This is a genomic window from Paenibacillus yonginensis (genome assembly GCF_001685395.1).
Lineage (GTDB): Bacteria > Bacillota > Bacilli > Paenibacillales > Paenibacillaceae > Fontibacillus > Fontibacillus yonginensis.
Genome location: NZ_CP014167.1, coordinates 434,057 through 454,946 on the forward strand (window position 1 = coordinate 434,057; position 20,890 = coordinate 454,946).

General features: G+C 50.2%; 19 protein-coding genes. 16 read left to right on the plus strand and 3 right to left on the minus strand.

Going from position 1 to position 20,890, the window contains the following annotated elements:
* Nucleotides 1-36: 36 nt before the first annotated feature.
* Entirely contained in the window at nucleotides 37-948 is a 912-nt protein-coding gene (locus tag AWM70_RS01910) for a response regulator (RefSeq protein ID WP_068693875.1), read from the plus strand.
* Nucleotides 949-1,329: 381 nt separating this feature from the next.
* Here the strand turns inward: AWM70_RS01910 and AWM70_RS01915 are convergent, their stop codons facing one another.
* Nucleotides 1,330-2,124: an SDR family NAD(P)-dependent oxidoreductase gene (locus AWM70_RS01915; RefSeq protein WP_068693876.1), complete on the minus strand. Its 795-nt coding sequence runs from the start codon at nucleotides 2,122-2,124 to the stop codon at nucleotides 1,330-1,332.
* Between the two features lie 296 nt (nucleotides 2,125-2,420).
* Here AWM70_RS01915 and AWM70_RS01920 point away from each other — a divergent pair, with 296 nt between their 5' ends.
* From AWM70_RS01920 to AWM70_RS01960, 9 genes are all read left to right on the plus strand, one after another.
* On the plus strand, nucleotides 2,421-3,269 hold the full coding sequence (locus tag AWM70_RS01920; RefSeq protein WP_068693878.1) for a helix-turn-helix transcriptional regulator: 849 nt from the start codon (nucleotides 2,421-2,423) through the stop codon (nucleotides 3,267-3,269).
* Between the two features lie 656 nt (nucleotides 3,270-3,925).
* A complete protein-coding gene (locus AWM70_RS01925) occupies nucleotides 3,926-4,939 on the plus strand; it encodes a LacI family DNA-binding transcriptional regulator (protein ID WP_068693880.1) in 1,014 nt (337 codons plus the stop codon).
* Nucleotides 4,940-5,206: 267 nt separating this feature from the next.
* Entirely contained in the window at nucleotides 5,207-6,721 is a 1,515-nt protein-coding gene (locus tag AWM70_RS01930) for a sugar ABC transporter ATP-binding protein (RefSeq protein ID WP_068693882.1), read from the plus strand.
* Nucleotides 6,718-7,680: an ABC transporter permease gene (locus tag AWM70_RS01935; protein WP_068693884.1), complete on the plus strand. Its 963-nt coding sequence runs from the start codon at nucleotides 6,718-6,720 to the stop codon at nucleotides 7,678-7,680. The genes AWM70_RS01930 and AWM70_RS01935 overlap by 4 nt, the downstream gene beginning before the upstream one ends.
* Nucleotides 7,677-8,630, plus strand: coding sequence for an ABC transporter permease (locus AWM70_RS01940; RefSeq protein WP_068693887.1), 954 nt, complete (start codon nucleotides 7,677-7,679; stop codon nucleotides 8,628-8,630). The genes AWM70_RS01935 and AWM70_RS01940 overlap by 4 nt, the downstream gene beginning before the upstream one ends.
* Nucleotides 8,627-9,667, plus strand: coding sequence for an autoinducer 2 ABC transporter substrate-binding protein (locus AWM70_RS01945; protein ID WP_068693889.1), 1,041 nt, complete (start codon nucleotides 8,627-8,629; stop codon nucleotides 9,665-9,667). Before AWM70_RS01940 ends, AWM70_RS01945 begins: the two co-directional genes overlap by 4 nt.
* A 38-nt stretch (nucleotides 9,668-9,705) precedes the next feature.
* Complete coding sequence (locus tag AWM70_RS01950; protein WP_068693891.1) at nucleotides 9,706-10,215, plus strand: ureidoglycolate lyase; 510 nt, start codon at nucleotides 9,706-9,708, stop codon at nucleotides 10,213-10,215.
* An 18-nt stretch (nucleotides 10,216-10,233) separates the two neighbouring features.
* Complete coding sequence (locus tag AWM70_RS01955; protein ID WP_068693893.1) at nucleotides 10,234-11,544, plus strand: ArgE/DapE family deacylase; 1,311 nt, start codon at nucleotides 10,234-10,236, stop codon at nucleotides 11,542-11,544.
* Between the two features lie 132 nt (nucleotides 11,545-11,676).
* A complete protein-coding gene (locus AWM70_RS01960) occupies nucleotides 11,677-12,408 on the plus strand; it encodes a glutamine amidotransferase (RefSeq protein WP_068693895.1) in 732 nt (243 codons plus the stop codon).
* Nucleotides 12,409-12,505: 97 nt separating this feature from the next.
* Here AWM70_RS01960 and AWM70_RS01965 read toward each other — a convergent pair whose 3' ends face one another.
* A complete protein-coding gene (locus AWM70_RS01965) occupies nucleotides 12,506-13,429 on the minus strand; it encodes a helix-turn-helix transcriptional regulator (RefSeq protein WP_068693897.1) in 924 nt (307 codons plus the stop codon).
* A 101-nt stretch (nucleotides 13,430-13,530) separates the two neighbouring features.
* On the opposite strand from AWM70_RS01965, the gene AWM70_RS01970 reads away from it, so the two are divergent.
* The 6 genes from AWM70_RS01970 to pdxA all read left to right on the plus strand — a co-directional run bounded on the left by AWM70_RS01970 (nucleotide 13,531) and on the right by pdxA (nucleotide 19,910).
* The gene (locus AWM70_RS01970) at nucleotides 13,531-13,995 is read left to right on the plus strand and encodes a VOC family protein (protein WP_068693899.1); all 465 of its coding nucleotides are present in this window, start codon (nucleotides 13,531-13,533) and stop codon (nucleotides 13,993-13,995) included.
* Between the two features lie 41 nt (nucleotides 13,996-14,036).
* Nucleotides 14,037-14,606: a YdeI/OmpD-associated family protein gene (locus AWM70_RS01975; RefSeq protein WP_068693901.1), complete on the plus strand. Its 570-nt coding sequence runs from the start codon at nucleotides 14,037-14,039 to the stop codon at nucleotides 14,604-14,606.
* A 105-nt stretch (nucleotides 14,607-14,711) separates the two neighbouring features.
* On the plus strand, nucleotides 14,712-16,415 hold the full coding sequence (locus AWM70_RS01980) for a sigma-54-dependent transcriptional regulator (RefSeq protein WP_068693903.1): 1,704 nt from the start codon (nucleotides 14,712-14,714) through the stop codon (nucleotides 16,413-16,415).
* Between the two features lie 158 nt (nucleotides 16,416-16,573).
* On the plus strand, nucleotides 16,574-17,536 hold the full coding sequence (locus tag AWM70_RS01985; protein WP_068693905.1) for a 2-keto-3-deoxygluconate permease: 963 nt from the start codon (nucleotides 16,574-16,576) through the stop codon (nucleotides 17,534-17,536).
* A 65-nt stretch (nucleotides 17,537-17,601) separates the two neighbouring features.
* Nucleotides 17,602-18,900, plus strand: coding sequence for a four-carbon acid sugar kinase family protein (locus tag AWM70_RS01990; protein WP_068693907.1), 1,299 nt, complete (start codon nucleotides 17,602-17,604; stop codon nucleotides 18,898-18,900).
* Between the two features lie 2 nt (nucleotides 18,901-18,902).
* Complete coding sequence (pdxA, locus tag AWM70_RS01995; protein ID WP_068693909.1) at nucleotides 18,903-19,910, plus strand: 4-hydroxythreonine-4-phosphate dehydrogenase PdxA; 1,008 nt, start codon at nucleotides 18,903-18,905, stop codon at nucleotides 19,908-19,910.
* Nucleotides 19,911-20,124: 214 nt separating this feature from the next.
* Here the strand turns inward: pdxA and AWM70_RS02000 are convergent, their stop codons facing one another.
* Nucleotides 20,125-20,808 carry a hypothetical protein gene (locus AWM70_RS02000; RefSeq protein ID WP_068693911.1) on the minus strand — a complete coding sequence of 228 codons (684 nt, stop codon included), beginning with the start codon at nucleotides 20,806-20,808 and terminating at the stop codon, nucleotides 20,125-20,127.
* Nucleotides 20,809-20,890: the final 82 nt, after the last annotated feature.

A 20,890-nucleotide genomic window follows, 5' to 3' on the forward strand; every position in this document is an offset into this window, starting at 1 on the left:
CTTTCTATTCCATCCCCACTTTGAGGAGGTCTAAAGATGTCCCTTTCTTTCTGTATCGTTGATGATGATGCCAGTGCCCGAAGAATGCTGCAATATATTATTGAGGAAAGCAGTCTGGGAGAGGTTACAGGATCGGCCGGCGGCGGGCTGGAAGGCGTCCGTCAGATTTTGAGCGAAGCTCCGGATATTGTGCTGATGGACCTGCTGATGCCCGACCAGGATGGAATCGAAGTGATTGAATCCCTGCGGGCCCAAGGCTGCAGTTCCCGGTTTGTAATGATTTCCCAGATTGAAAACCAGGATATGGTCGGACGTGCTTACCGCAGCGGGATTGAATTTTTTATCCGCAAGCCGATCAACCGGATTGAGGTTGAAACGGTGCTGCGAAAGGTCAATGAGCGTTACGCGATGAGTCATTATCTGGATGAGATTAAATCCAGCCTGCGAAAGCTGGAAGGTTTGCGCAGCGCCCCGTTTGTGCCGACCGGCAGACGGACTGTCCGTGAGACGATACAGCCGATCCTGATGAACATGGGTTTGATCGGCGAAAGCGGCAGCCGAGATATCATTACGATTATGGAGCTTCTGCTTGAGCATGAAGGCGGCAGCGTTGATCATCTGCCGCCGCTTAAAGAGCTTTACCGGCAGGCGGCCTCCACCTATAAGAAGAAACCGGAGGATATCGCCAAGGAGGTGAAAGCGATCGAGCAGCGGCTGCGCCGCGCTTTGACGGCTGCCTTATCCAATCTCGCATCGCTTGGCTTGACCGATTACGGCAACCCGCGTTTCGAATATTACGCTCCGCTTTATTTTGATTTCGAAGACGTCAGGCTCAAAATGAAGCAAATCGAGGAAGGACGGGAAACGCCAGCCGGCAAAGGGAAAGTAAACATCAAAAAGTTTCTGCAGGTTTTGTATATCGAAATCAAGGAGCAGCTGGGCGTTTAGCCCGGAGCTCTTTTTTTTGTGCGGAGGTCTCCATCATGATTGATGACACCTTGTTCCAATCCAGAAGGCTTTCGGAGGCCCTATTCCGTACACGGTCGCAGTGTCCTATAAATGGAGTCCGGCTGTCGTCGCCGAATCAAAAACCGGTTTTAAGTTTTCTTCGTAAGAGGGTTCCCGAAAATAGCATGCGTGTTAAGTGATCAGGCATTGGGGTTAGACTAGAGTTGGATAAAAAGCACAGGAGTGCAGTGGGCAGACTGAAATTCCATTGTAGTTTTGAGGAGAGCCATTGAAGGAAAGACTCATTCGCTGGGCGTTTCATAACATGAGGAGGGAGCATCCTGGGTCAATGGACCCTGTGGGATACTCCCTCCGTTAGAACTATGCTCTTGATCCGCCGTCCACCGGCAGAACGACGCCTGTTACGTAAGAAGCGCGATCGCTCAATAACCAGGCTGCCGCTTGTGCGATCTCATGAGGATCGGCAGGACGTCTAAGAGGCGTCGCAGAGTTGCTTTTTTCAATGATATCTGGAACTTGTGCAACTAACCCCTCGATCATCTCGGTCATGGTGGTGCCAGGTGCAATAGCGTTTACGCGGATACCCGAAGGCCCGTATTCAATAGCAGCCGTCTCGGTCAGACTATTAACAGCCCGTTTGGCGGCTCCGTAGACAGACAAGCCCGGATTACCTCTGAAGCTGCCGACACTGCTGTTATTGACAATGGCACCGGTACCTGCAGTATTGATCATTGCCTTGATTTCCGCTTTCATTGCCACCCAGATTCCTTTGTAATTTATAGCTTGAAGAAGGTCGAAATCCTCTTCTGTAACCTCAGTTAAGGGCGAAAGGGGAGCCCCAATTCCAGCATTATTGAATGCTATATCCAGGCGGCCGTGACGCTCAACGATCGTTTGAACCGCCTGTTCAATGCTGGCGGGATCGGCTAGATCGGCAACGATGTAATCGGCTTTGCCGCCTAATGCGGTAATTTCCTCTGCTACAGAGCGGAGAGCTGCTTCTGTTCTTGCGACGAGCGTTACTGCCGCGCCTTCTTCGGCGAACAGTTTGGCTGCCGCCGCTCCGATGCCGCGGCTGGCACCAGTAACCAGGGCTACTTTATTGAGAAGCATTCCCTCAAAATTGTTATTTTTGGATTGTTTTATAGATTGCATGGCTTGTCTCCTTTAAAATCGTTATTGGTTTGAAAAGCTTCGAGCTGGGTTGAAGCGATTTCTAGGATTGAGTATAATTTTCTAATACACTTTTGACGAGAGGCCGCTTGATCATAGGTTTCCGAGTAATAGGTTCATCCATCGGTAAGATGTCGAGTCCTTGGAGGTTTACAGCCGGTCTTGACTCAATTTTGAAGGTGCGACGACTGGTAACATTCGAGCAGATCCCAGTCCCTAGAGGACTGGGATCTGGCTTCTAAATAGCTTCAAAAGATATTTTATGAGGAGGGATTGAGATGAACGATAGCGAACGCCGCTCTGTTCTCGGCGACTTTTTGCGTAAACGGAGGTCAAGCCTTTCTCCAAAGGATGTGGGATTGCCGGCTGGGCAGCGTCGGAGGACAGCCGGATTGCGCCGGGAAGAGGTCGCACAACTGGCGAATATCGGCACATCATGGTACATGTGGCTGGAGCAGGGACGTGATGTACGTCCGTCAGTACAAGTATTGGAAAGTTTAGCTACGGCTCTAAGGCTTAATGTCAATGAACGCCGCCACCTATTTTTTCTTGCAGGGGAATCACTTCCTCCTTACTTGTCTCCCGACCAAGAAAGTATCGGGCCATCCTTTCAAAGGATGCTGGATGACCTTGCTCCGAATCCTGCTTATATTCTGGGAAGACGCTGGGATTTTGTGGCCTGGAATGATGCAGCAAATGAGGTTTTCTCTATTTCCTCCGCGTCCCCGCCTCATGAATTCAATTTAATCTGGCGGTTTTTCACCGACCCGGTATGGAAGGGACGCTTCAAAGGTTTCGACCAAAAGGCTGCGGGGATGATTGCGGAATTCCACACGGCATCAGCCCGCTACGTTGAAGATGCGTCTTTTGCCGAATTAATTGAAGATCTTAAACGATTAAGTCCCGAATTTGACCGGCTATGGATGCAGCATGAAACCCCCGGCTCTCTTGAAGGATTTAAAGAAGTGGAGCATCCCGACCTGGGGCACCTGGAGTTTGATCATATTACGCTACAGATCCCCAATGATCCTGATATAAGAGTGATGATTTATATGCCACTTGCAGCAACAAGATCAAAGCTGGAAAAATATTTGAAAAAGAAATTACCTGCAATAAACAAAGGATGACAGTATTTTATCCTTAGCGTGAGGTCTCTGATGTGAGAGTTTTATAAGGCCGGAAAATTTACATATATATGTGTCTAGTATATGTGTCTAGCGCAACATGTTTGGGCTTTATTGCCATTACGAATAGAAAGGTGTTTTTCTTTATCAAGTAATGCCATAGTGCTTGCCCGGTGGCTAATGGAACCGGGGGAAACTTTGGGAGAGGCCGTGAAAAGGGGACTTTTTAAAGAAACAGGATAAATCTCCAAAATGAGTAGCCTATGTTTAAGTTCTCCTGTAAAAATGGTTTAGTTGTGTTGACTGCCATTTTATACGAAACCGACATGGGCTTTTTCGTTTTTCTAGGTGTCGAACTTTCTAATTACAAACCATCTATGTGTTAATTAATATTACATTCGATATTGTTAAATGGATAAAATTACGTTTACTTTTTATAAACCTGACACATCAGTGTTAGGTTTATAAAAAGTAAGCGCTTTAATGTTGATTTTTTTGTGGATTTACTATTGAAATCTGGTTTTTCGTGTACTAAAATGAGACTAGAAATTGCGTAAACGTTTTGACAAATGCAATCATCAATTTTTATTAGGTCCATATTCATAAGGATTTAATGATGTAAAAACGTTATTACAAATTGATGGGAATGGGAGGCAGCAGTGACCAATAGAAACATCACCATAAAGGATGTAGCCAAACAAGCCAATGTTTCGGTTGCAACCGTATCCCGGGTCATCAATGGGCTTGATCGCGTTAGTGAATCAACCCGTAAACGGGTACTCAAAATTATTCAGGAATTAAACTTTGTTCCCAACAACATGGCGGCCTCCATGGTCAATAAGAAAACGAATATGATTTCGGTTGTCGTGCCGGAAATTCAGAATCCCTTTTATACGGCGGTCATCGAGGGGACGGTTGAGGTAGCGAAGCGGGAAGGTTTCTTTACGCTGGTGCTTTCCACCAACGGAGATGAAGGCGAAGAAGAAGAATTTCTGGACAGCTTTCTGGGGAAAAACGTCGACGGCATCATTCTGATCGGCAGCCATAAAGAAGCGGAATTTTATCGGGAAATTCAAAAGCCGACCATACTTGTAGACCGTTATTTTAATGACAGCGGTCACGACGGCGTCATGATTGATAATTACCGAGGCGCTTATGAAGCGACCAAACATTTTATCGAATATGGCCATGAACGGATTGCGATCATCGACGGCGCTCATGATTTTAATGACGGCAAGGACCGCTTCTGGGGGTATAAGCAGGCCATGCTGGAGCATGGATTTACGCCTGATCCTGCTTATCACAAGCAGGGGAACTGGACGGAAGAGGACGGCTATAAATTTGCTAAGGAGCTGCTGCAATCGCATCAGCCGCCAACGGCGATATTTGCTGCGAATAACGTTCTCTGCAAAGGAACCATCCGGGCAATCCGCGACATGAACCTGAAACTGGGGGAGGATATTTCACTAATCGGCTTTGATGAAAATGAGCTGGCGCAGTTCGTGCAGCCCCAGGTCACCGTTGTCCGCAGACCCACGAGGGAAATGGGGGAACAGGCCGCGGAAATGCTCATCCATAAGATTAAAGGCGGGCAGCTGGAGCCTTCGAAGCCTAAGAAAGTGATTTTGGATGTGGAACTGATGAAATGCGGTTCGGTCAAGAAACTGAACTAGAGCAGGAAGGGACCATGATGGCGGACAGCCGATAAGGCGTATGTCTACTATACAAAGCAAACAGCAGGAGAAATAACAGTTTTATTGAAGCCTTGTTCGCCTATCACGATCCCTTTCCCCTAATTAAATGATTTCCTGTACTCAACTGCACCCCAATACTTTGACGTATTAACGCTTAGTCTTATTAAAGCTATCCAAAATCAAGCATACAATCAAACCATTTCTGAAGACTGCATGATGAAGATGAGGGAAAAGGAGGGGAAGGCCATGCAGCAGCCTGTTTTGACAATGGAAGGGATCAGCAAGGAGTTTCCAGGGGTTAAGGCTTTATCCGATGTTCATTTCGAGCTGTATCCAGGTGAGGTCCATGCGCTGATGGGGGAGAACGGAGCAGGCAAATCCACGCTGATGAAAATTTTATCCGGCGTATATCCGGCTACCAGCGGGGTTATCAGGCTCAAGGGGAAGGAGGTTCATTTCGGCAATCCTCTTGACGCTCAGAAGCAGGGGGTCTCGATTATCCATCAGGAGTTTAATTTGTTTGCCAACCTGTCTGCGGCGGAGAACATCTTTATCGACCGCCCGGAAATCACCGGCAAATTCGGACGGATCGAATGGTCGAACATGTACGATGAAGCGCAGCGGCTTATCGATTCCATCGGAGGAAGCGGCATAGATGTCCGCAAGGAGGTTCGGCATCTCGGGGTTCACAGCCAGCAGGTTGTGGAAATTGCCAAAGCCTTGTCTTTCCAGGCAGATGTGCTGATTATGGATGAACCTTCGGCCGCTCTGCCCGAGAACGAGGTGCAGAAAATGTTTGACGTCGTAAAGCTCCTGAAATCGCAAGGGGTTGCGATCGTTTATGTTTCGCACCGGATGAAGGAGATCTTTGAAATCGCCGACAAGGTTACGGTGCTTAGGGATGGAAAGAAAATCGATACCCGGAGCATCGGAGAGGTAACGGAACAAATCCTGATTCAAATGATGGTAGGCAAGGAGGTCAACCAGCTCTACCCGGTTCGGGAGCAGGAGCCGCGCGAGGAGAAAGCGCTGGAGGTCAAGGAATTGTCGCTGGATGATAAACATACCGTTTCCTTTGGGCTCAGGAAAGGCGAGATTTTAGGGTTGTTTGGAATCCCGGGTTCCGGTTCCCATACGGTTGCTGAGCGGCTGTTCGGATTGAAACGGGGTACAGGAGAAATCATGGTCGGAGGGAAACCGGTGCGGATCAATCGTCCAGGCGATGCCAAAGCGCAGAAAATCGCTTACGTTCCGCCGGACCGCCACCGCCAAGGGATCATCAAACCGATGTCCATTCGCCAGAATATCTCCATCCCCAACCTCCAAGAGCTGTCCAAAGGCCCGATTCTTGACGGCAGAAAAATGATGGAGACAAGCCGCGAGTACATGGAGAAGCTGCGGATCAAGGCGCCGAGTGACCAGCAAAGCGTCGATTACCTCAGCGGAGGCAACCAGCAAAAGGTCGTAATCGGCAAATGGCTGGCTGCCAAACCGGAAATTCTCATCCTTGAAGAGCCAACGCGGGGCGTGGACGTGGGGGCGAAAGCGGAAATTTACAGCATCATTCATCAACTGGCGCAGGAGGGCCTCAGCATTCTGCTGATCTCTTCCGAAATGCCTGAGGTGATTGGACTGAGCGACCGCATTCTGGTGCTTTACAAAGGTGAGGTCGTCCATGAATTCGGCCGCGGAGAAGCTGATCAGGAGCAATTGCTGCAGCGTGCTTCGCATCCGCGTTATTCGGAAGGAGGCAGCTTATGAAGCGGATCTTCAATATCCATGAGGCGCCGATCATCATTTTTACTCTTGTTGTGATTGTGCTGTTCTCGATTCTTTCCCCGGATTTCTTTCAATTTGACAATGCCTGGCTGATTCTCGATCAGAACCTTTCTTCCTTTATCGTCGCGATTGGCATGACTATGGTGATTTTGCTGGGCGGGATGGATTTGTCCGTCGGTTCCGTTCTGGCGCTCACGGCCACCTCGGTCGGCCTGTTTCTAAGCCACGGCTTTCCTCCCTGGCTGGCGGCTTTGCTGGGGGTGTGCATCGGAATTCTGTGCGGGGCGGTTAACGGTTATTTCATTGCAGTGAGAAAAATCCCCGACATTATTGTAACGCTGGCCACCATGTATATTTTCCGCGGAATCGCGGTAGGCATCAGCGGCGGTACCTGGATGACCAATTTCCCCGAAGGGTTCCGCTTCTTTGGTCAAGGGAAGCTGGCGGGCGTTTCATTTCCGCTGCTGGTAGCGATTGTGCTTGTGGCCGCCTTTATTTATCTGATGAAATTTACGCGAAGCGGCAGACGGATCTATGCGATCGGCGGGAATGGGGCGGCTGCGAAGCTGGCCGGCATCAGCGTGGCGAGGACAAAATTTACCGTTTATGTATGGACGGGAATGCTGGTAGGCATCGCTGCGGTGATTTTTGCCTCCAAGGTGGGAAGCGTGCAGGCCTCTACGGCCGGCAGCAGCTTGTCTTTTGAGGTGATGGCTGCGGTGCTGATCGGGGGCGGAAGCATTTTTGGCGGTGTCGGGACGGTCGCGGGCACTATGCTGGGCGTTCTGTTTATGGGCATGGTCAAAAATGGGCTGATCATCTCCAAGGTTTCTCCGTTTTGGGTCGATGCGACCACCGGTTTTCTAATCCTGTTAGCGATTGTAATCAATACGCTGCAGCGTGTCAGAGAAAGCAAAAGCAAAGAGGGTGATTTGGTATGAGCGTATGGGTAAGGGCGTTTTCGTTCAAGGAAAATAAATTGCTGGTTCAGCTTTTACTGCTGCTCTTCATCATCGTGTTGTTTAGTTTTCTGTCCCCTTATTTCTTATCCTTCACTAATTTCATGAATGTGCTGAACCAGATGGTCGAGATTGGCCTGATCGCTATTCCGATGACGATGATCGTCATTTCCGGAGCGATGGACCTTTCGGTCGGTTCTATTCTGGGCTTCTCGGCTGTTTGTCTCGGAATTGCGTTCGAGCACGGTCTGAATATTTGGCTCAGCGTTCTCGTTGCGCTTCTAGCGGGTTTACTGTGCGGGGCGGTGAACGGCTATCTGATTGCCCGGCACCGGATGCAGGCCATAGTAGTGACGATCGGTATGCTGGTCATGCTGCGCGGCCTGGTTTATGTCATCAACGAAGGCCGTCCCATCAGCGGTTATCCGGACGATTTCTATTTCCTGGGCCAGCAATACATCGGCGGCATTCCGTTTAACGCTATTTTTCTGGCTGTCATGTTCCTTCTGGCTAACTTCGTAATGAGGAAAACGAGATTCAGCACGTACGTATACGGCATAGGCAATAACGAGGAAGCCGTGCATTATTCCGGGGTTTCCGTAATTCGTACACGATTTGTTTTGTTTTTGCTCAGCGGTTTATTTTCGGCATTGGCGGGTGTTTTCCTGGTGTCGCGTCTGGCAAGCGCGGAAGCGACCTCAGGTACCAATATAGAGCTGGATGTTTTAACAGCTACTCTAATAGGCGGAACGCACATTTTTGGAGGGAGGGGCAGTCTTTCGGGAACTTTCGTCGGTTTGCTGATCATCGTCTTTTTGCGAAACGGGCTTAATCTGCTCGGAGTATCGGTGCTTTATCAGGCGGTTATATTAGGGGCGCTGCTCTTAATCGCCGTAGGGAACAAAAAATTTAACGGGGGGTTAACAGGATGAGAAAAATGGCATTAGCGGTATTGTCAGGGGTATTGGCGTTAAGTTTGGCGGCATGCGGAAATACAGGCGGCAGCGGCGGAAACGCCCAGGCCGGAGCTAACGGTCAAGAAACCTCGGGCGGGGGATCTAGAACTTATTTCATTAATCCGAAATCCATTGGACCTGCCTATTGGGCCGCTGCCCAAAAAGGAGCCGATCAAGCGGCAAAGGACCTGAACGTTAAAGTGGTCTATAACGCGCCTACCGAAGCGGATTCTTCGAAACAAATCAACATGATTCAAGATATGCTGACGCGCAAGGTGGACGGGATCGGGGTATCCCCTAACGACGCCAAAGCGGTAGGACCTGTGTTCAAGAAGGCAGCCGGACAAAACGTCAAGATTGTAACCTGGGACAGCGATGCTCCGGATACAGACCGTCAATATTACGTGGCCCCCGATACGGATGAAGCGGTCGGCGAGCTGCTGGCCAAAACGATCGGCGAAGAGATCGGCGGCAAAGGGCAGGTTGCCTTTATGGTGGCCGGACTCGGCTCGCAGAACCAAATCGCCAAATCAGACGCAGCCAAAGCTTATTTCGCCGCCAACTATCCGGATATTGAGCTGGTAACAACCGTGTCGAGCGACGATGATCAACAGAAAGCATATGCGAATGCACAAAACCTGATCAAAACCTATCCGGATCTGAGAGGCATCATCGGATTTGCCGGCGGAGAGCCGCCAGCGGCTGCTGAAGTGGTGGAGCAGGCCGTCAAAGCCGGAACGCTGAAGCAGGGACAGGTTGCGATTACGGGCATTGCGGTTCCGAGCGTTGTGAAGAACTATATCAAAAACGGCACAATCAAAACGGACATTATTTGGGATCCGGGCAAGCTGGCGTACACCACGGTATATGTTCTGGATCAATTGGCGCAGGGCAAAGAGATCACTGACGGCATGGATATTCCGAATGTCGGCACAGTCAAGGTAGACGGCAGCAACGTATTTATCGGTACGCTGGAAGTAACAAGCGGCAACGTGGACAGTTTTGATTTCTAAATGGATTTCTATTTTGGCAGCTGAGGGAGAGGTATTTCATGCAGCATAAAGTGGAGCTTGAGGAGCTGACGCCGGAGGCGTTTGCTCCCTATGGGAAAGTGATTGATCTGCCGGCCGGGGCCCCGTCCAAAAGCGGAGAAGGCTGGGACTGCTGGAGTTATATTCAGATGCTTGAGGCAGAGGTGCCCATCGGTTTTGGCCTCGTGGTCACCAGGGAGAGAGAGCCGGTCGTTGCCGCTATGGAACGGCACGTCAGCCGGGAGGAGCTGCTGCTGACCTTTGACCGGGAAATCATTCAGCCTGTCGCTTGCTGCGCGGATATCGACGATCCGGATGAAAGTCCTGACCCGCTAACCACAAAATGTTTCCGGATCAAACCGGGCCAGGCGATTGTAATCGGCAAGGGAGTTTGGCACAGTCCGGCTTATTCGGCTGAAGGAGAGGCCCGGTATATGTTCGGGATTGAGAAGAAGCAGGATAAATTTGGGGATGAAATGATTCATCCATGGGTCGACTTTAAAAATAAGGATACCGTCCGGTTCGGCTAAGACGGGAAGGAGCGCAGCATGAATCAGGAACAGCAAATTATGCGTTGGATAGACGGTCATCAGGAGGAAATCATTGATTTTTTACGGCAGCTAATCCGGATTCCCAGCGTGAATCCTTGGTTTTTTGAGGAGCCGGGTCCCTCGAAGGAAAAGGACCTTCAGGAATTTTTGGCCGGGAAGCTGTCCGGGCTGGGAGCGCGGATCGAGCAGTGGGAGCCGGTTGCAGACGAGTTGAAGCAATATGAAGGCATGGCCGGTTATTACCCGGGCCGGGATTTTACAGGCAGACCGAATTTGGCTGCGACCTTCGAAGGGGAAGCGGCAGGCAAGTCCCTGCTGCTGTTTGGCCATATTGATGTCGTCATGGCAGGCAGCAAATGGACGGTCGATCCGTTTGAAGGCCAGATCATCGACGGGAACATGTACGGCCGGGGCACGGTGGATATGAAGGGCGGCGTGGCGGCGATGATCATGGCCGTTGAGGCCGTGCTGCGCAGCGGCTTTAAGCCCAAAGGCTCCGTTATTGTAGGGACCGTAGTGGATGAGGAAGCCGGCGGCATGGGGGCGCTTGATTTCATTCATCACGGGTACCGGGCGGATGCCTGCATTTTGACCGAGCCCACTTCCCTTACGATCGCTCCGCTGTGCAGAGGCATTTTATGGGGGAAAATCAAGGTCCAGGGCCGAAGCGGCCATATTGAAATGCCGCAGGCGGACTGGAAGGACGGCGGAGCGGTGGATGCGATCAAAAAAGCCCGGTATCTGCTTGATGAAATCGACCGCCTGAATGAGGATTGGGCGGTCCGCAAAACGCATCCCTATTTGTCTATTCCATGCCAGGTGCATGTGGCGCAGCTGAAGGCGGGGGAATACCCGACTTCGTTCGCCAATGAGGCGGAAATCGTGTTTAACGCGCAGTATCTGCCGTCCGAACGCGACGACAAGCTGGTCGGAGGCCATGTGAAAAAGGAATTGATAGATTTCCTGATGCAGGCGGCCCAGGCCGATCCCTGGCTGAGCGAACATCCGCCTGAAATCGAATGGCTGGTCGATGCCGATTGTGCAGAAACCGATGCCGATCATCCATTTGTGCAGACCTGTGTGCATTCCCTTCAAGCGATCGGCGAATCGGGGAAAATCGAAGGGCTCGGCTTCCATACCGATATGGGCTGGCCCGTTAACGTAGGCATCCCGACCGTCAATTTCGGTCCCGGCGATCCCAGCCTGGCTCACCACAGCGATGAATTCACGCCGGTGGAGGAAGTGATTCAGGCCGTCAAAATGATCGCCAAAACGATTATTGACTGGTGCGGCGTAGAAGAGGCTTAACGCCTGCTGCAGGCAGTCGCGCTGGAAGTACGCCGGAAGACTGCCGAACCCAGCCGACCGTTGCATGGCCGAGGGTTCTTGATAGAACCGCTGGTCAGCCGGGTTCTATCCTAAATGAAGGGAGCTGTTGTTATGAAGGTGTTATTTATTGGGGAATCGTGGATCGTTCATATGATTCATACGAAAGGATATGACAGCTTTACCTCAACCAAATATGAGGAAGGCGCAACTTATTTGCTAGACTGTTTGCGCAAGGGCGGCATCGACCTTACCTACATGCCGTCGCATGAGGTGCAGGTGCGGTTCCCGCAATCGCTGAAGGAGCTGAAAACCTATGATGCGATTGTGCTGAGCGATGTGGGGGCCAATACGTTCCTGCTGCAGAACTCAACCTTTTATCAAATGCAGGTTGTGCCAAATGCGCTGGAGCTGATCAGGCAGTTTGTTGCCGAAGGAGGCGGCCTGCTGATGGTAGGGGGGTATCTGACCTTTATGGGGATCGAAGGGAAAGCCAATTATAAAAATACGGTGCTTGCGGAGGTGCTGCCGGTTGTAATGGAGAGCGGAGATGACCGCGCAGAAATGCCAAACGGCTTCTCTCCTGCCGCAGCCCGATCCCATCCGCTTGTGGACGGTCTCGGCGACTGGCCGAAGCTGCTCGGTTACAACCGGCTCAAGGCGAAACCGGAGGCCGAGGAACTGCTCAGCCACGGGGACGACGCCATTTTGACTGTCGGCACGTTCGGGGCAGGCAAGACGGCGGCTTTCGCCAGCGATTGTTCACCGCATTGGGGTTCCCTTGAATTTATGGAGTGGGAACATTATCCGGCATTCTGGACAAGGCTCGTCCAATATATTGGCTGAATCCGCTCACTTGCCCAGAAGATAAAACAGCATTCATATTTACGGCAGAATACCGTCAGGTATTCTGCCGTTTGTTTTATCGGCATTATCGGTCTGCCTAGGAGTCTTTTGAAGTGTATTTCTCCACCATTTTATTCAAATAATCTCGAAATGCCTCAACATAGGTTCTCGGCTCTACGATTTCGAGATTTGTCCCGAAACTCGCTAAAAATTGAAAACCAATATGGTTATGAGGAACTTGGATTGTTGCCAATAAATAATCAGAGCTATAATTGTTAATGCTCTTTCGGCCGTATCGTTCAATGAATTGATCTTGGATGGCAGGCGAAATCAACGCCTTGACTGTGACCAGCTCCGGTTGATAATTGGCCTCCTGCTTTTGTTCCAACAAATCATCTCTAGGGCTGAACGTTTGTTCATCCATATTAAGATGATCGATCCGAGATAATTTGAACGTTCTATATCTCTTGCGAAGCAAGCAGAATCCTTTCAGATACCAACTCGTTTCGCTAAAATGAAGCTGATAAGGCTCGACAGTTCTTTTCATCGCAGTGCCATTTTTATCTATATAGTCAAATGAAACTAATCTTCTCTTTAAAATAGCTTCCTGACATGTTTTTAAGGTTTGACGAATCTCAGACCGACCTTCCCAATCATAAAAAGACAGCTGCATTAAACCTTTCGGAGCCAATGGACTAATCATGGCTTCTATTTTTTTGATCGTTATTTCAACTTCTTCACTGATTAGAATTTGTTCCAAGCCGCCGAGCGCAGTCCAGATATTCTCCAAGTCGGGGTTGCTTAAAAGACGTTTATCAATCTTGTATTCATCCATAATGCCGTAACCGCCATGAACTCCATTGACCGAATAGATCGGGATGTTTGATAAACTCAAGGTTTCCATATCACGAAGAATCGTTCTTTTGGAAACGTTAAATAATTGCGCGAATTCTTTGGTGGAAACGATATTCTTTTTCAGCAAGATCATAATGATCGAAATTAATCTCTCAACTTTTTCCATAGTTCCCCCTCTTTTTTTCTGCTTCCGTATGAAACGGTGACATACGAATGTCACCTCTTATAAATTATACTAAATTTATAACAAGAAGGAGGTATTGCTTTATGGCAGCTGTTGTATATTTGAACTTTGATGGAAATGCAGAACAAGTGATTGAATTTTATTCGGAGGCTTTAAGAGCAATAGAAGTAAAAAAAGTGAAATTCAGGGATATCCCCCAAGATCCAAACTACCCCTTGCCGGAAAAGGAGTTGAATATGATCATGGAGTCCTCCATAGAATTCGCAGGAGGGAAAATCATGATGTCGGACATTTTGCCTTCAATGAAGGCGACAATGGGCGAACTGGTGAAAGGGAATAATGTTCTGATTAGTCTGGTCATGGATGATAAGCAGAAACTGGAAGACTACTTTAATCATTTGGCTGTTGGCGGCCATGTGATTATGCCGTTATCCAATACTCCATGGTCTTCGTGTTTTGGAATGTTAGTTGATAAATTTGGAGTTAACTGGAAATTCAATAGCGACGCAGATCAGTTTCTTGATCACGTGATCTCCAGCATGAATTAACGAACACAGGATAAATGCAGGAAGGATATTCTTTTTCAAATATGGAAATGGATCATTTAATTATCGTAAATTCGAGAGAGCAGTTAAGGTTTTGGCTGCAGGAACACAGTAAGATTGAAAAATATTGTTGGGTTTTGGTTAGTATAATGCCCAAATCGGACACGCTCCTATATTTGGACTCGGTCGAGGAAGCTTTGTGTTTTGGATGGATCGATGGAGTCAAGAAGAAAATAGCTGGAATGGGACTGGCTCAAAGACTGTCTCCTCGAAGCCCAAAAAGCTCATGGACTGAATTGAATAAAGAACGTGTCCGCCGCCTCGAAAGGTTAGGGTTGATGACGGACGAAGGAAGAAAGGTTCTTCCTGATATGGATTACGATTCTTTTCGAATCGACCCCGTTATAGAGCAAAGGCTGAAAGAGGAGAAGCAAGGATATGAGAATTTCAAAGCATTTCCGGATCTATACAAAAGAGTTCGGATCGACACGATACAAAGCATAAAAAATCAACCGAAATTATTTGAGAGCAGATTAGACAAATTCATAGCAAACACGAGAGAAAACAAAATGTATGGCCATTGGAACGATAATGGACGTCTGCTAGATATCTAAGCTGCCTCGGCCTTTTTTTCGGATGATTGCATCCCTACCCGATATGTGCTATGACTGAATTTAAGCTGTAAGGGTGTTTAAATTTAAAGTACAGGTGTGGTAGAAATGACGATTAAAACGCTGTTTGTGGCGCCTTACGAAGCCATGGTGAATTTGATAGAGGAATGCGGCAAGGAAGAGAGCGAGCTGGATCTGCACGTTCAGGTCGGGAACCTCCAGCATGGCGTGGCTTTGGCGAAGCAAGCGGAGGCACAGGGGTTTGAAGCGATCATAAGCCGCGGAGGCACGGCGAAGCTGATTGCAGAAGCGGTGGACATTCCGGTGATCGATGTGCACGTTTCCGGCTATGACATGCTGCGGGTACTGACGCTGGCCAATGATTTTCCGAGAAAAAAAGCGATCGTAGGGTTTTCATCCATTACCCAAGGCGCCAAAGCGATTACCGATCTGCTGGACATTCCCATCGATATGTACACGATCGAATCCGAGGACGAGACGGAAGAGCTGCTTAAACGTTTGAAGCAGGAGGGCTACCAGCTAATCATGGGCGATGTCGTTACCTTCGAAACCGCATCCCGCCTGGGACTTCTGGGCATACTGATCCAATCGGGGCGCGAAGCTATTTTTAGCGCGTTTAAAGAAACCAAAACAGTGTCGCGCTGGATGCTGAAAAGCAGGCTGGAGATCGAACGTTTAAAAAAGATCCTGCGGGTTACAGCGTCTGATTTCATGGTAGTCTCGGAGCAAGGCGAAGTGGTTTATGAGCAGTGGAAGGAGCTGGAGACCGGGCCCTGGGCGGAGCTGCCGCTTGAAGCGGACTTGCCGGGAACCGGCAGCGGACGCGAAATGACCCATACCACGGATGCGGACGGCAATACGTTAAAAGTCACGAGAACACGGATCACGGTTGCCGGCTCCGTTTTTGTGGTCTGCGAATTTGCCCGGCTCCATGGGACAAGGGCTGCAGAAGCGCATGAAAGCTTGAAAATCGGCCTGCCGGCTCCGCCGCTGGTCATTCACCAAAGCGAAGCGATGAACGCTTGTTTGGTTTTGATCCGCCGCTGCCTGTCTTATAATCATTTTATTTTAACGGGGCCGGCCGGGGCCGAATCGGAGCTGATTGCCCGTTATATTCATTTCCACAAATTTCAGGGGAACGGTTTATATGCTTCTGTAAAAGCTTCCGATCTGCTCGGTCTCGAACCCGAAACGCTTGACGGCGATATCAAAACGATTTATGTCCATACGCTGCTCTCATTGGGCTCAGGGAAGAAGGACAAGCTTTGGGGGCAGCTGGAGCTGTTTAAGCGACAGGGGATGACCGTCGTTCTGCCGGTGATGGAGGAAGAAGCCGAGTGGGGCAACCGGATTTACGGGGATGGAGTGATCCGCATCCATCTGCCGGCTTTGGCTCAGCGCAAAGAAGACTTGAAAGAGCTGGTTACGGCATTCCTATTGCATTTCAATCAAACGCTTGGCACTTCTGCCGTCCGCATTCATGAACAGGCATTGTCTTTGCTGGCCGGTTATGCCTGGCCCGGGGATGTAGAGGAACTGAAGGCGCTGCTGCAGGAAGCTGTTTTAATGGAAAAAGGGTATGTGCTCGAAGCCCGGTTAATCGAGGAACTGCTGGCGCGCAAAGGTGCGCTGCCGGCCGGCTTGCGGTCCGATCTTTTGACCGGCTCCCTGGAGCACATCGAGAAGAAGATCATTGAGAAGGTGCTAGAAGAGGAAGGTTTTAATCAAACGAAGGCGGCCAAACGTTTGGATATTAACCGCTCCACCCTGTGGCGCAAGCTGAAGGGGTAATCCAGTTGACTGTTTAATAATGCAACAGTTTTGTGTTTATCTTATTTTTTAAACACAAAACTGTTGCATTTTATTATGTATGCGTTTACTATAAGAACTGTAATCGGTTACAAGACAAATAAGTGTTTCAAATTACAACAACAAGGAGCGGTGCAACCATGAAAATCAAAGCGGCCATTGACAAAATCCCCGGCGGGATGATGTTGATTCCTTTGCTCATAGGGGCTATCATTCGTACATTTTTTCCATCCATCTTTGATTTGCCGGAATTTAAAAGCTCGTTTACGGGAGGACTTTTAACCGGGACCTCGGCTTTGCTGGCAGCATTTTATATTTGTTTAGGTTCCACGATTCGCTTTCAGGCCACCGGCTATATTTTGAAGAAAGGCGTGAGCCTCTGGGTCGGCAAAATCGGCACGACCTTTCTGATCGCTTTGCTGATCAAAGCCATTTTCCCGGATCAAAACAATCTCTTTCTGGGGTTGTCCGCTTTGGCGATCATAGCTGCTTTCTCCGATACAAACGGCGGCCTTTATATGGCGCTGATGGGACAGCTCGGACGAAAAGCTGAGGACGTTGCCGCTTATTCGATTATGTCGCTTGAATCCGGTCCTTTCTTCACCATGCTGATTCTGGGCGTTGCCGGACTGGCGAGCTTTCCGGTCCTGGCGTTTGTGTTCGCCATCCTGCCGCTGGTTCTCGGTATGATTCTCGGCAACCTGGACGAGAAAATGCGGGAATTTTTAAGCAAAGGACAGGAGGTCCTGATTCCGCTGTTTGCGCTGGCTATCGGCTCGGGCATTAACCTGACCAACGTGGTTAAAGCCGGTTTCTCCGGTGTACTGCTCGGGATTGGCGTCGTTGTGATTACCGGTGTAGTCCTGTTCCTCATCGACCGTTTGACCGGCGGAAACGGCGTAGCCGGCATTGCCGCTTCGTCTACCGCAGGGAATACTTCAGCCGTGCCTATGGCCGTTGCAGCCGTATACACCGGCTACTCTGCCATTGCGGCTACAGCAACACTGCAGGTTACAGCTGCCGTTATCGTGACGGCCGTTCTGACGCCGCTGCTCACCACCTGGTTCGCTAAACGTGCCGAGCGGCGTAATGCAAGCGCTTAATCCTCTCAAGCCATCAATTTAGTTGTACTATAGAGAATGCAGTAAAATAAGGAAGTGGAGAACTCATGCGTAGTTTTTACATCATTGCGGACGATTTGACGGGGGCCAATGACGCCGGCGTACAGCTGTCGAAGATCGGCATTGCCTCAACCGTCTGGCTGGATTTTCAAGAAGGCGCTTTGGGATCAGCCGGAGACGTGGCGATTATCGATACCGACAGCCGGGCGGCGGAAGAGCGGGTCGCTTATGAACGAAGCAGCAAGGCGAGTTCGATTCTGCGGAGTCATGGCTATGAGCATGTTTATAAAAAAATGGACTCGACATTAAGAGGAAATGTCGCCGCCGAACTGGCAGCTGTCGTGTCCGTTCATCAGCCTGAAGTTGTGGTGGTTGCGCCGGCATTTCCGAAAATGAACCGGCAAACCATAAACGGATACCAATACGTAAACGGCCGGCTTGTTTCGGAGACGGAGTTCGGACGGGATCCGAAAACGCCGGTCACGGACAGCAGCATCCCTAATTTGTTTAAGGGTTATGTAGACGCTAACCGGATTTACCTGATCAGCCAAACGGAATTGGCGGATTCGCCGGAACAGACGAAACGCAAAATTTTGGAGCTGGCTGCTGAAGGCCCGGCCTGGTTCATCTGCGACGCTGCCACAGACGCCGATTTGGAGGCGGTCGCCCGGCTGTTTGCCCAAACCGGCAAACGGACGGTATGGGCCGGATCGGCCGGCCTGATCGAGCAGCTGCCGGCTGCGCTGAACTTGAAGCAAACGTTCAGCGGCCAGCCGGACAAGCTGAACATTGCCCGGACGCTGACGGTTTCCGCCAGCTTGTCCCAGGTGACCAGACGGCAGCTCGAGAAAGCACGGACGCTGCCGGACGTTTTTTTCCTGGAGATGAATCCGGCGGATTTGATCCGGCAAACCTACGAGGTACAGGATATGGTTCGTACGTTCGCTGGGAATGCGCATAACAGGCATTTCGTGCTGTTCGTGGATCCGTCAGCGGAGAACCGGGAGGCGACCAAAAAGCTGGAAGCGGAGCTTTCTATGAATAAAACGGAAATCAGCGAAGCGATCTCCAGGGAGCTGGGCACGATTGCCCGGGCGATTCTGCAGTCTTTTCCGGATATCAACGGGCTGGTGCTGACGGGAGGAGACACGGCCAAGGCTGTCTGCAACCGGCTGGGCATGACCCGGCTGCGGCTGTACACCGAGGTGGAGCCGGGACTGCCGCTTGGCAAAATGAGCGACGCATCTTCGTCCCGGGACTATTGGACCGTCACGAAAGCAGGCGCTTTCGGCAGCGAAAATTCTTTGGCGAATGTATTAAGTTATATGAACGGAAAGGATGAATGAACATGAATCAAATCAAACCGATCGTCGGAATCACTATGGGGGACGGAGCGGGCGTAGGACCCGAGATTATTTTAAAAAGTCTGGGCGATCCGGAGATTTATGATCTCTGCCGTCCTGTTGTTATTGGCGACAGCAAAATTTTGAACCGGGCCAAAGCTTTTGTCCACAGCGATTTAAAAGTCGAAACCATTCAAGAGGAGCAAATTGCCGATCTCCCGTATTCCTTCGGGACAGTCTATTGCCTCGATCTGAACCTGCTGAGCGAAGACCTGCCCATCGGCCAGGTGTCGGCGGAAGCCGGCCATGCCGCGTTTGAATATTTGGCCAAAGCAATCGATCTGGCGAACAAAAAGGCAATCGACGCCATCTGCACGGCTCCGCTGAACAAGGAGGCCCTCCATAAAGGCGGGCACAAATATCCGGGCCATACGGAAATTCTGGCCGATTTGACCGGTACAGACGAGTTTTCCATGATGCTGTCCGCGCCTAAACTGAAAGTCATCCACGTCACAACCCATGTCGGAATCATCGACGCTGTGAAAATGATTAACCCGGACCGCGTCTACCGGGTGATCCGGCTGGCCCATGACACGCTGGTCAAATCGGGCATCGAAAATCCGAAAATCGCCGTTTGCGGCATCAACCCGCATGCGGGCGAAAACGGACTGTTCGGCTATGGCGAAGAAGAAGAAAAGGTAGTACCGGCCGTGAACAAGGCGCAGGGCGAAGGGATCAACGTGGTTGGCCCGCTGCCTGCGGATACGCTGTTCTTCCGTACGGTCCGCGGCGATTTCGATATCGTGGTAGCGATGTATCATGACCAGGGACATGGTCCCGTCAAGGTGCTTGGCCTCGATGCGGGCGTCAATATTACGGTCGGCCTGCCGATCATCCGCACCAGCGTCGATCACGGCACCGCGTTCGATATTGCCGGCAAAGGCATCGTGGAAGAAAAAAGCATGACCGAAGCGATCCGCCAGGCCGTCGAGCTGGCTCCAAAAAGAAAATAAGCAGGCGGTAGACGCTGGTGTAACGAAGCGAGAGGTAAGGGTTCTTAAGCAGCGACATTTGATACTTTGCAACAATGGTTACCGGAAGATGACTCCTTATGATGAGGGGTCATCTTTTTTAGGTCGAAGGTATTCCTCCAGTGGGGTTACCCGTTTCGCTTCGCCTAACGGCTAAGCGATAACGGTATAACCGCATAACCGCATAACCGCATGACTAACCACGTAGTTCGAGTTCCGCCAGCAGCTTACGCATCCTTTGCGGAATTTCCATCCGCAGCTGTTCCCATGGAATGAACATGTCTGGAGTCCACTCGAAGGGAGCGTACGCAAAGGCAGGCCGGAACGTGAAGGCTCGCAAATGATTTTCAGCCAAACGGTCCGAGAGATCGTTGAGTTCAAATTCACCACGGAATAAATCCGGCTCCAGCACGCCGCCATTGCCCGCTTCTTCCATGCAGGAGCTTCTTGCATCGGGCAGCAGCAGAAACACTTCAGGCAGCGGCGACATGGCATGTTTGCCAGGCTGCACGAACACCTGAACTTGTCCGCTGTCCGTCAGATTGCCCCGATCAGGCAAAAGTCCGACCAAATAACGGCCGTGGAAGCTGACCTCGCAGGAGACAATTTTCCCATCATGGCCGACATAGATCCAAACATGCTCCAAGTCATAAAGATGCTGAATGTCATAATCCCAATAGAGCGCATATTCAATGACGAACTGAACCTCCTCACGATCTACCTCAATCGTTCTGGCGAAAGACGGAGAGGGACCGGACTGCTCAAATATCGTAACCCCGGCCCGGATTAGCTGGAAAGGCTCCTTTAGGTCCATGAGAAGCCGGGGGGCGGCTTTCAATACGATGTCCAGATAAGATTGCTGAATAGTTGCGGCATTCATGATAGGCAGATCCTCCTACTTGTAATAGGTCATACCAAGCGCTTGATTTTTATTAGTATAAAGGAATAGTTGGAGGCTCCCG

Bases quoted from the DNA above. Each gene is read 5' to 3' on its own strand.
- AWM70_RS01950 (WP_068693891.1), top strand. From the start codon at position 9,706: ATGCAGCATAAAGTGGAGCTTGAGGAGCTGACGCCGGAGGCGTTTGCT.
- AWM70_RS01980 (WP_068693903.1), top strand. From the start codon at position 14,712: ATGACGATTAAAACGCTGTTTGTGGCGCCTTACGAAGCCATGGTGAAT.
- AWM70_RS01915 (WP_068693876.1), bottom strand. From the start codon at position 2,124: ATGCAATCTATAAAACAATCCAAAAATAACAATTTTGAGGGAATGCTT.
- AWM70_RS01970 (WP_068693899.1), top strand. From the start codon at position 13,531: ATGGCAGCTGTTGTATATTTGAACTTTGATGGAAATGCAGAACAAGTG.
- AWM70_RS01955 (WP_068693893.1), top strand. From the start codon at position 10,234: ATGAATCAGGAACAGCAAATTATGCGTTGGATAGACGGTCATCAGGAG.
- AWM70_RS02000 (WP_068693911.1), bottom strand. From the start codon at position 20,808: ATGAATGCCGCAACTATTCAGCAATCTTATCTGGACATCGTATTGAAA.
- AWM70_RS01965 (WP_068693897.1), bottom strand. From the start codon at position 13,429: ATGGAAAAAGTTGAGAGATTAATTTCGATCATTATGATCTTGCTGAAA.
- AWM70_RS01985 (WP_068693905.1), top strand. From the start codon at position 16,574: ATGAAAATCAAAGCGGCCATTGACAAAATCCCCGGCGGGATGATGTTG.
- AWM70_RS01940 (WP_068693887.1), top strand. From the start codon at position 7,677: ATGAGCGTATGGGTAAGGGCGTTTTCGTTCAAGGAAAATAAATTGCTG.
- AWM70_RS01975 (WP_068693901.1), top strand. From the start codon at position 14,037: ATGGAAATGGATCATTTAATTATCGTAAATTCGAGAGAGCAGTTAAGG.
- pdxA (WP_068693909.1), top strand. From the start codon at position 18,903: ATGAATCAAATCAAACCGATCGTCGGAATCACTATGGGGGACGGAGCG.
- AWM70_RS01945 (WP_068693889.1), top strand. From the start codon at position 8,627: ATGAGAAAAATGGCATTAGCGGTATTGTCAGGGGTATTGGCGTTAAGT.
- AWM70_RS01935 (WP_068693884.1), top strand. From the start codon at position 6,718: ATGAAGCGGATCTTCAATATCCATGAGGCGCCGATCATCATTTTTACT.
- AWM70_RS01990 (WP_068693907.1), top strand. From the start codon at position 17,602: ATGCGTAGTTTTTACATCATTGCGGACGATTTGACGGGGGCCAATGAC.
- AWM70_RS01960 (WP_068693895.1), top strand. From the start codon at position 11,677: ATGAAGGTGTTATTTATTGGGGAATCGTGGATCGTTCATATGATTCAT.
- AWM70_RS01920 (WP_068693878.1), top strand. From the start codon at position 2,421: ATGAACGATAGCGAACGCCGCTCTGTTCTCGGCGACTTTTTGCGTAAA.
- AWM70_RS01930 (WP_068693882.1), top strand. From the start codon at position 5,207: ATGCAGCAGCCTGTTTTGACAATGGAAGGGATCAGCAAGGAGTTTCCA.
- AWM70_RS01910 (WP_068693875.1), top strand. From the start codon at position 37: ATGTCCCTTTCTTTCTGTATCGTTGATGATGATGCCAGTGCCCGAAGA.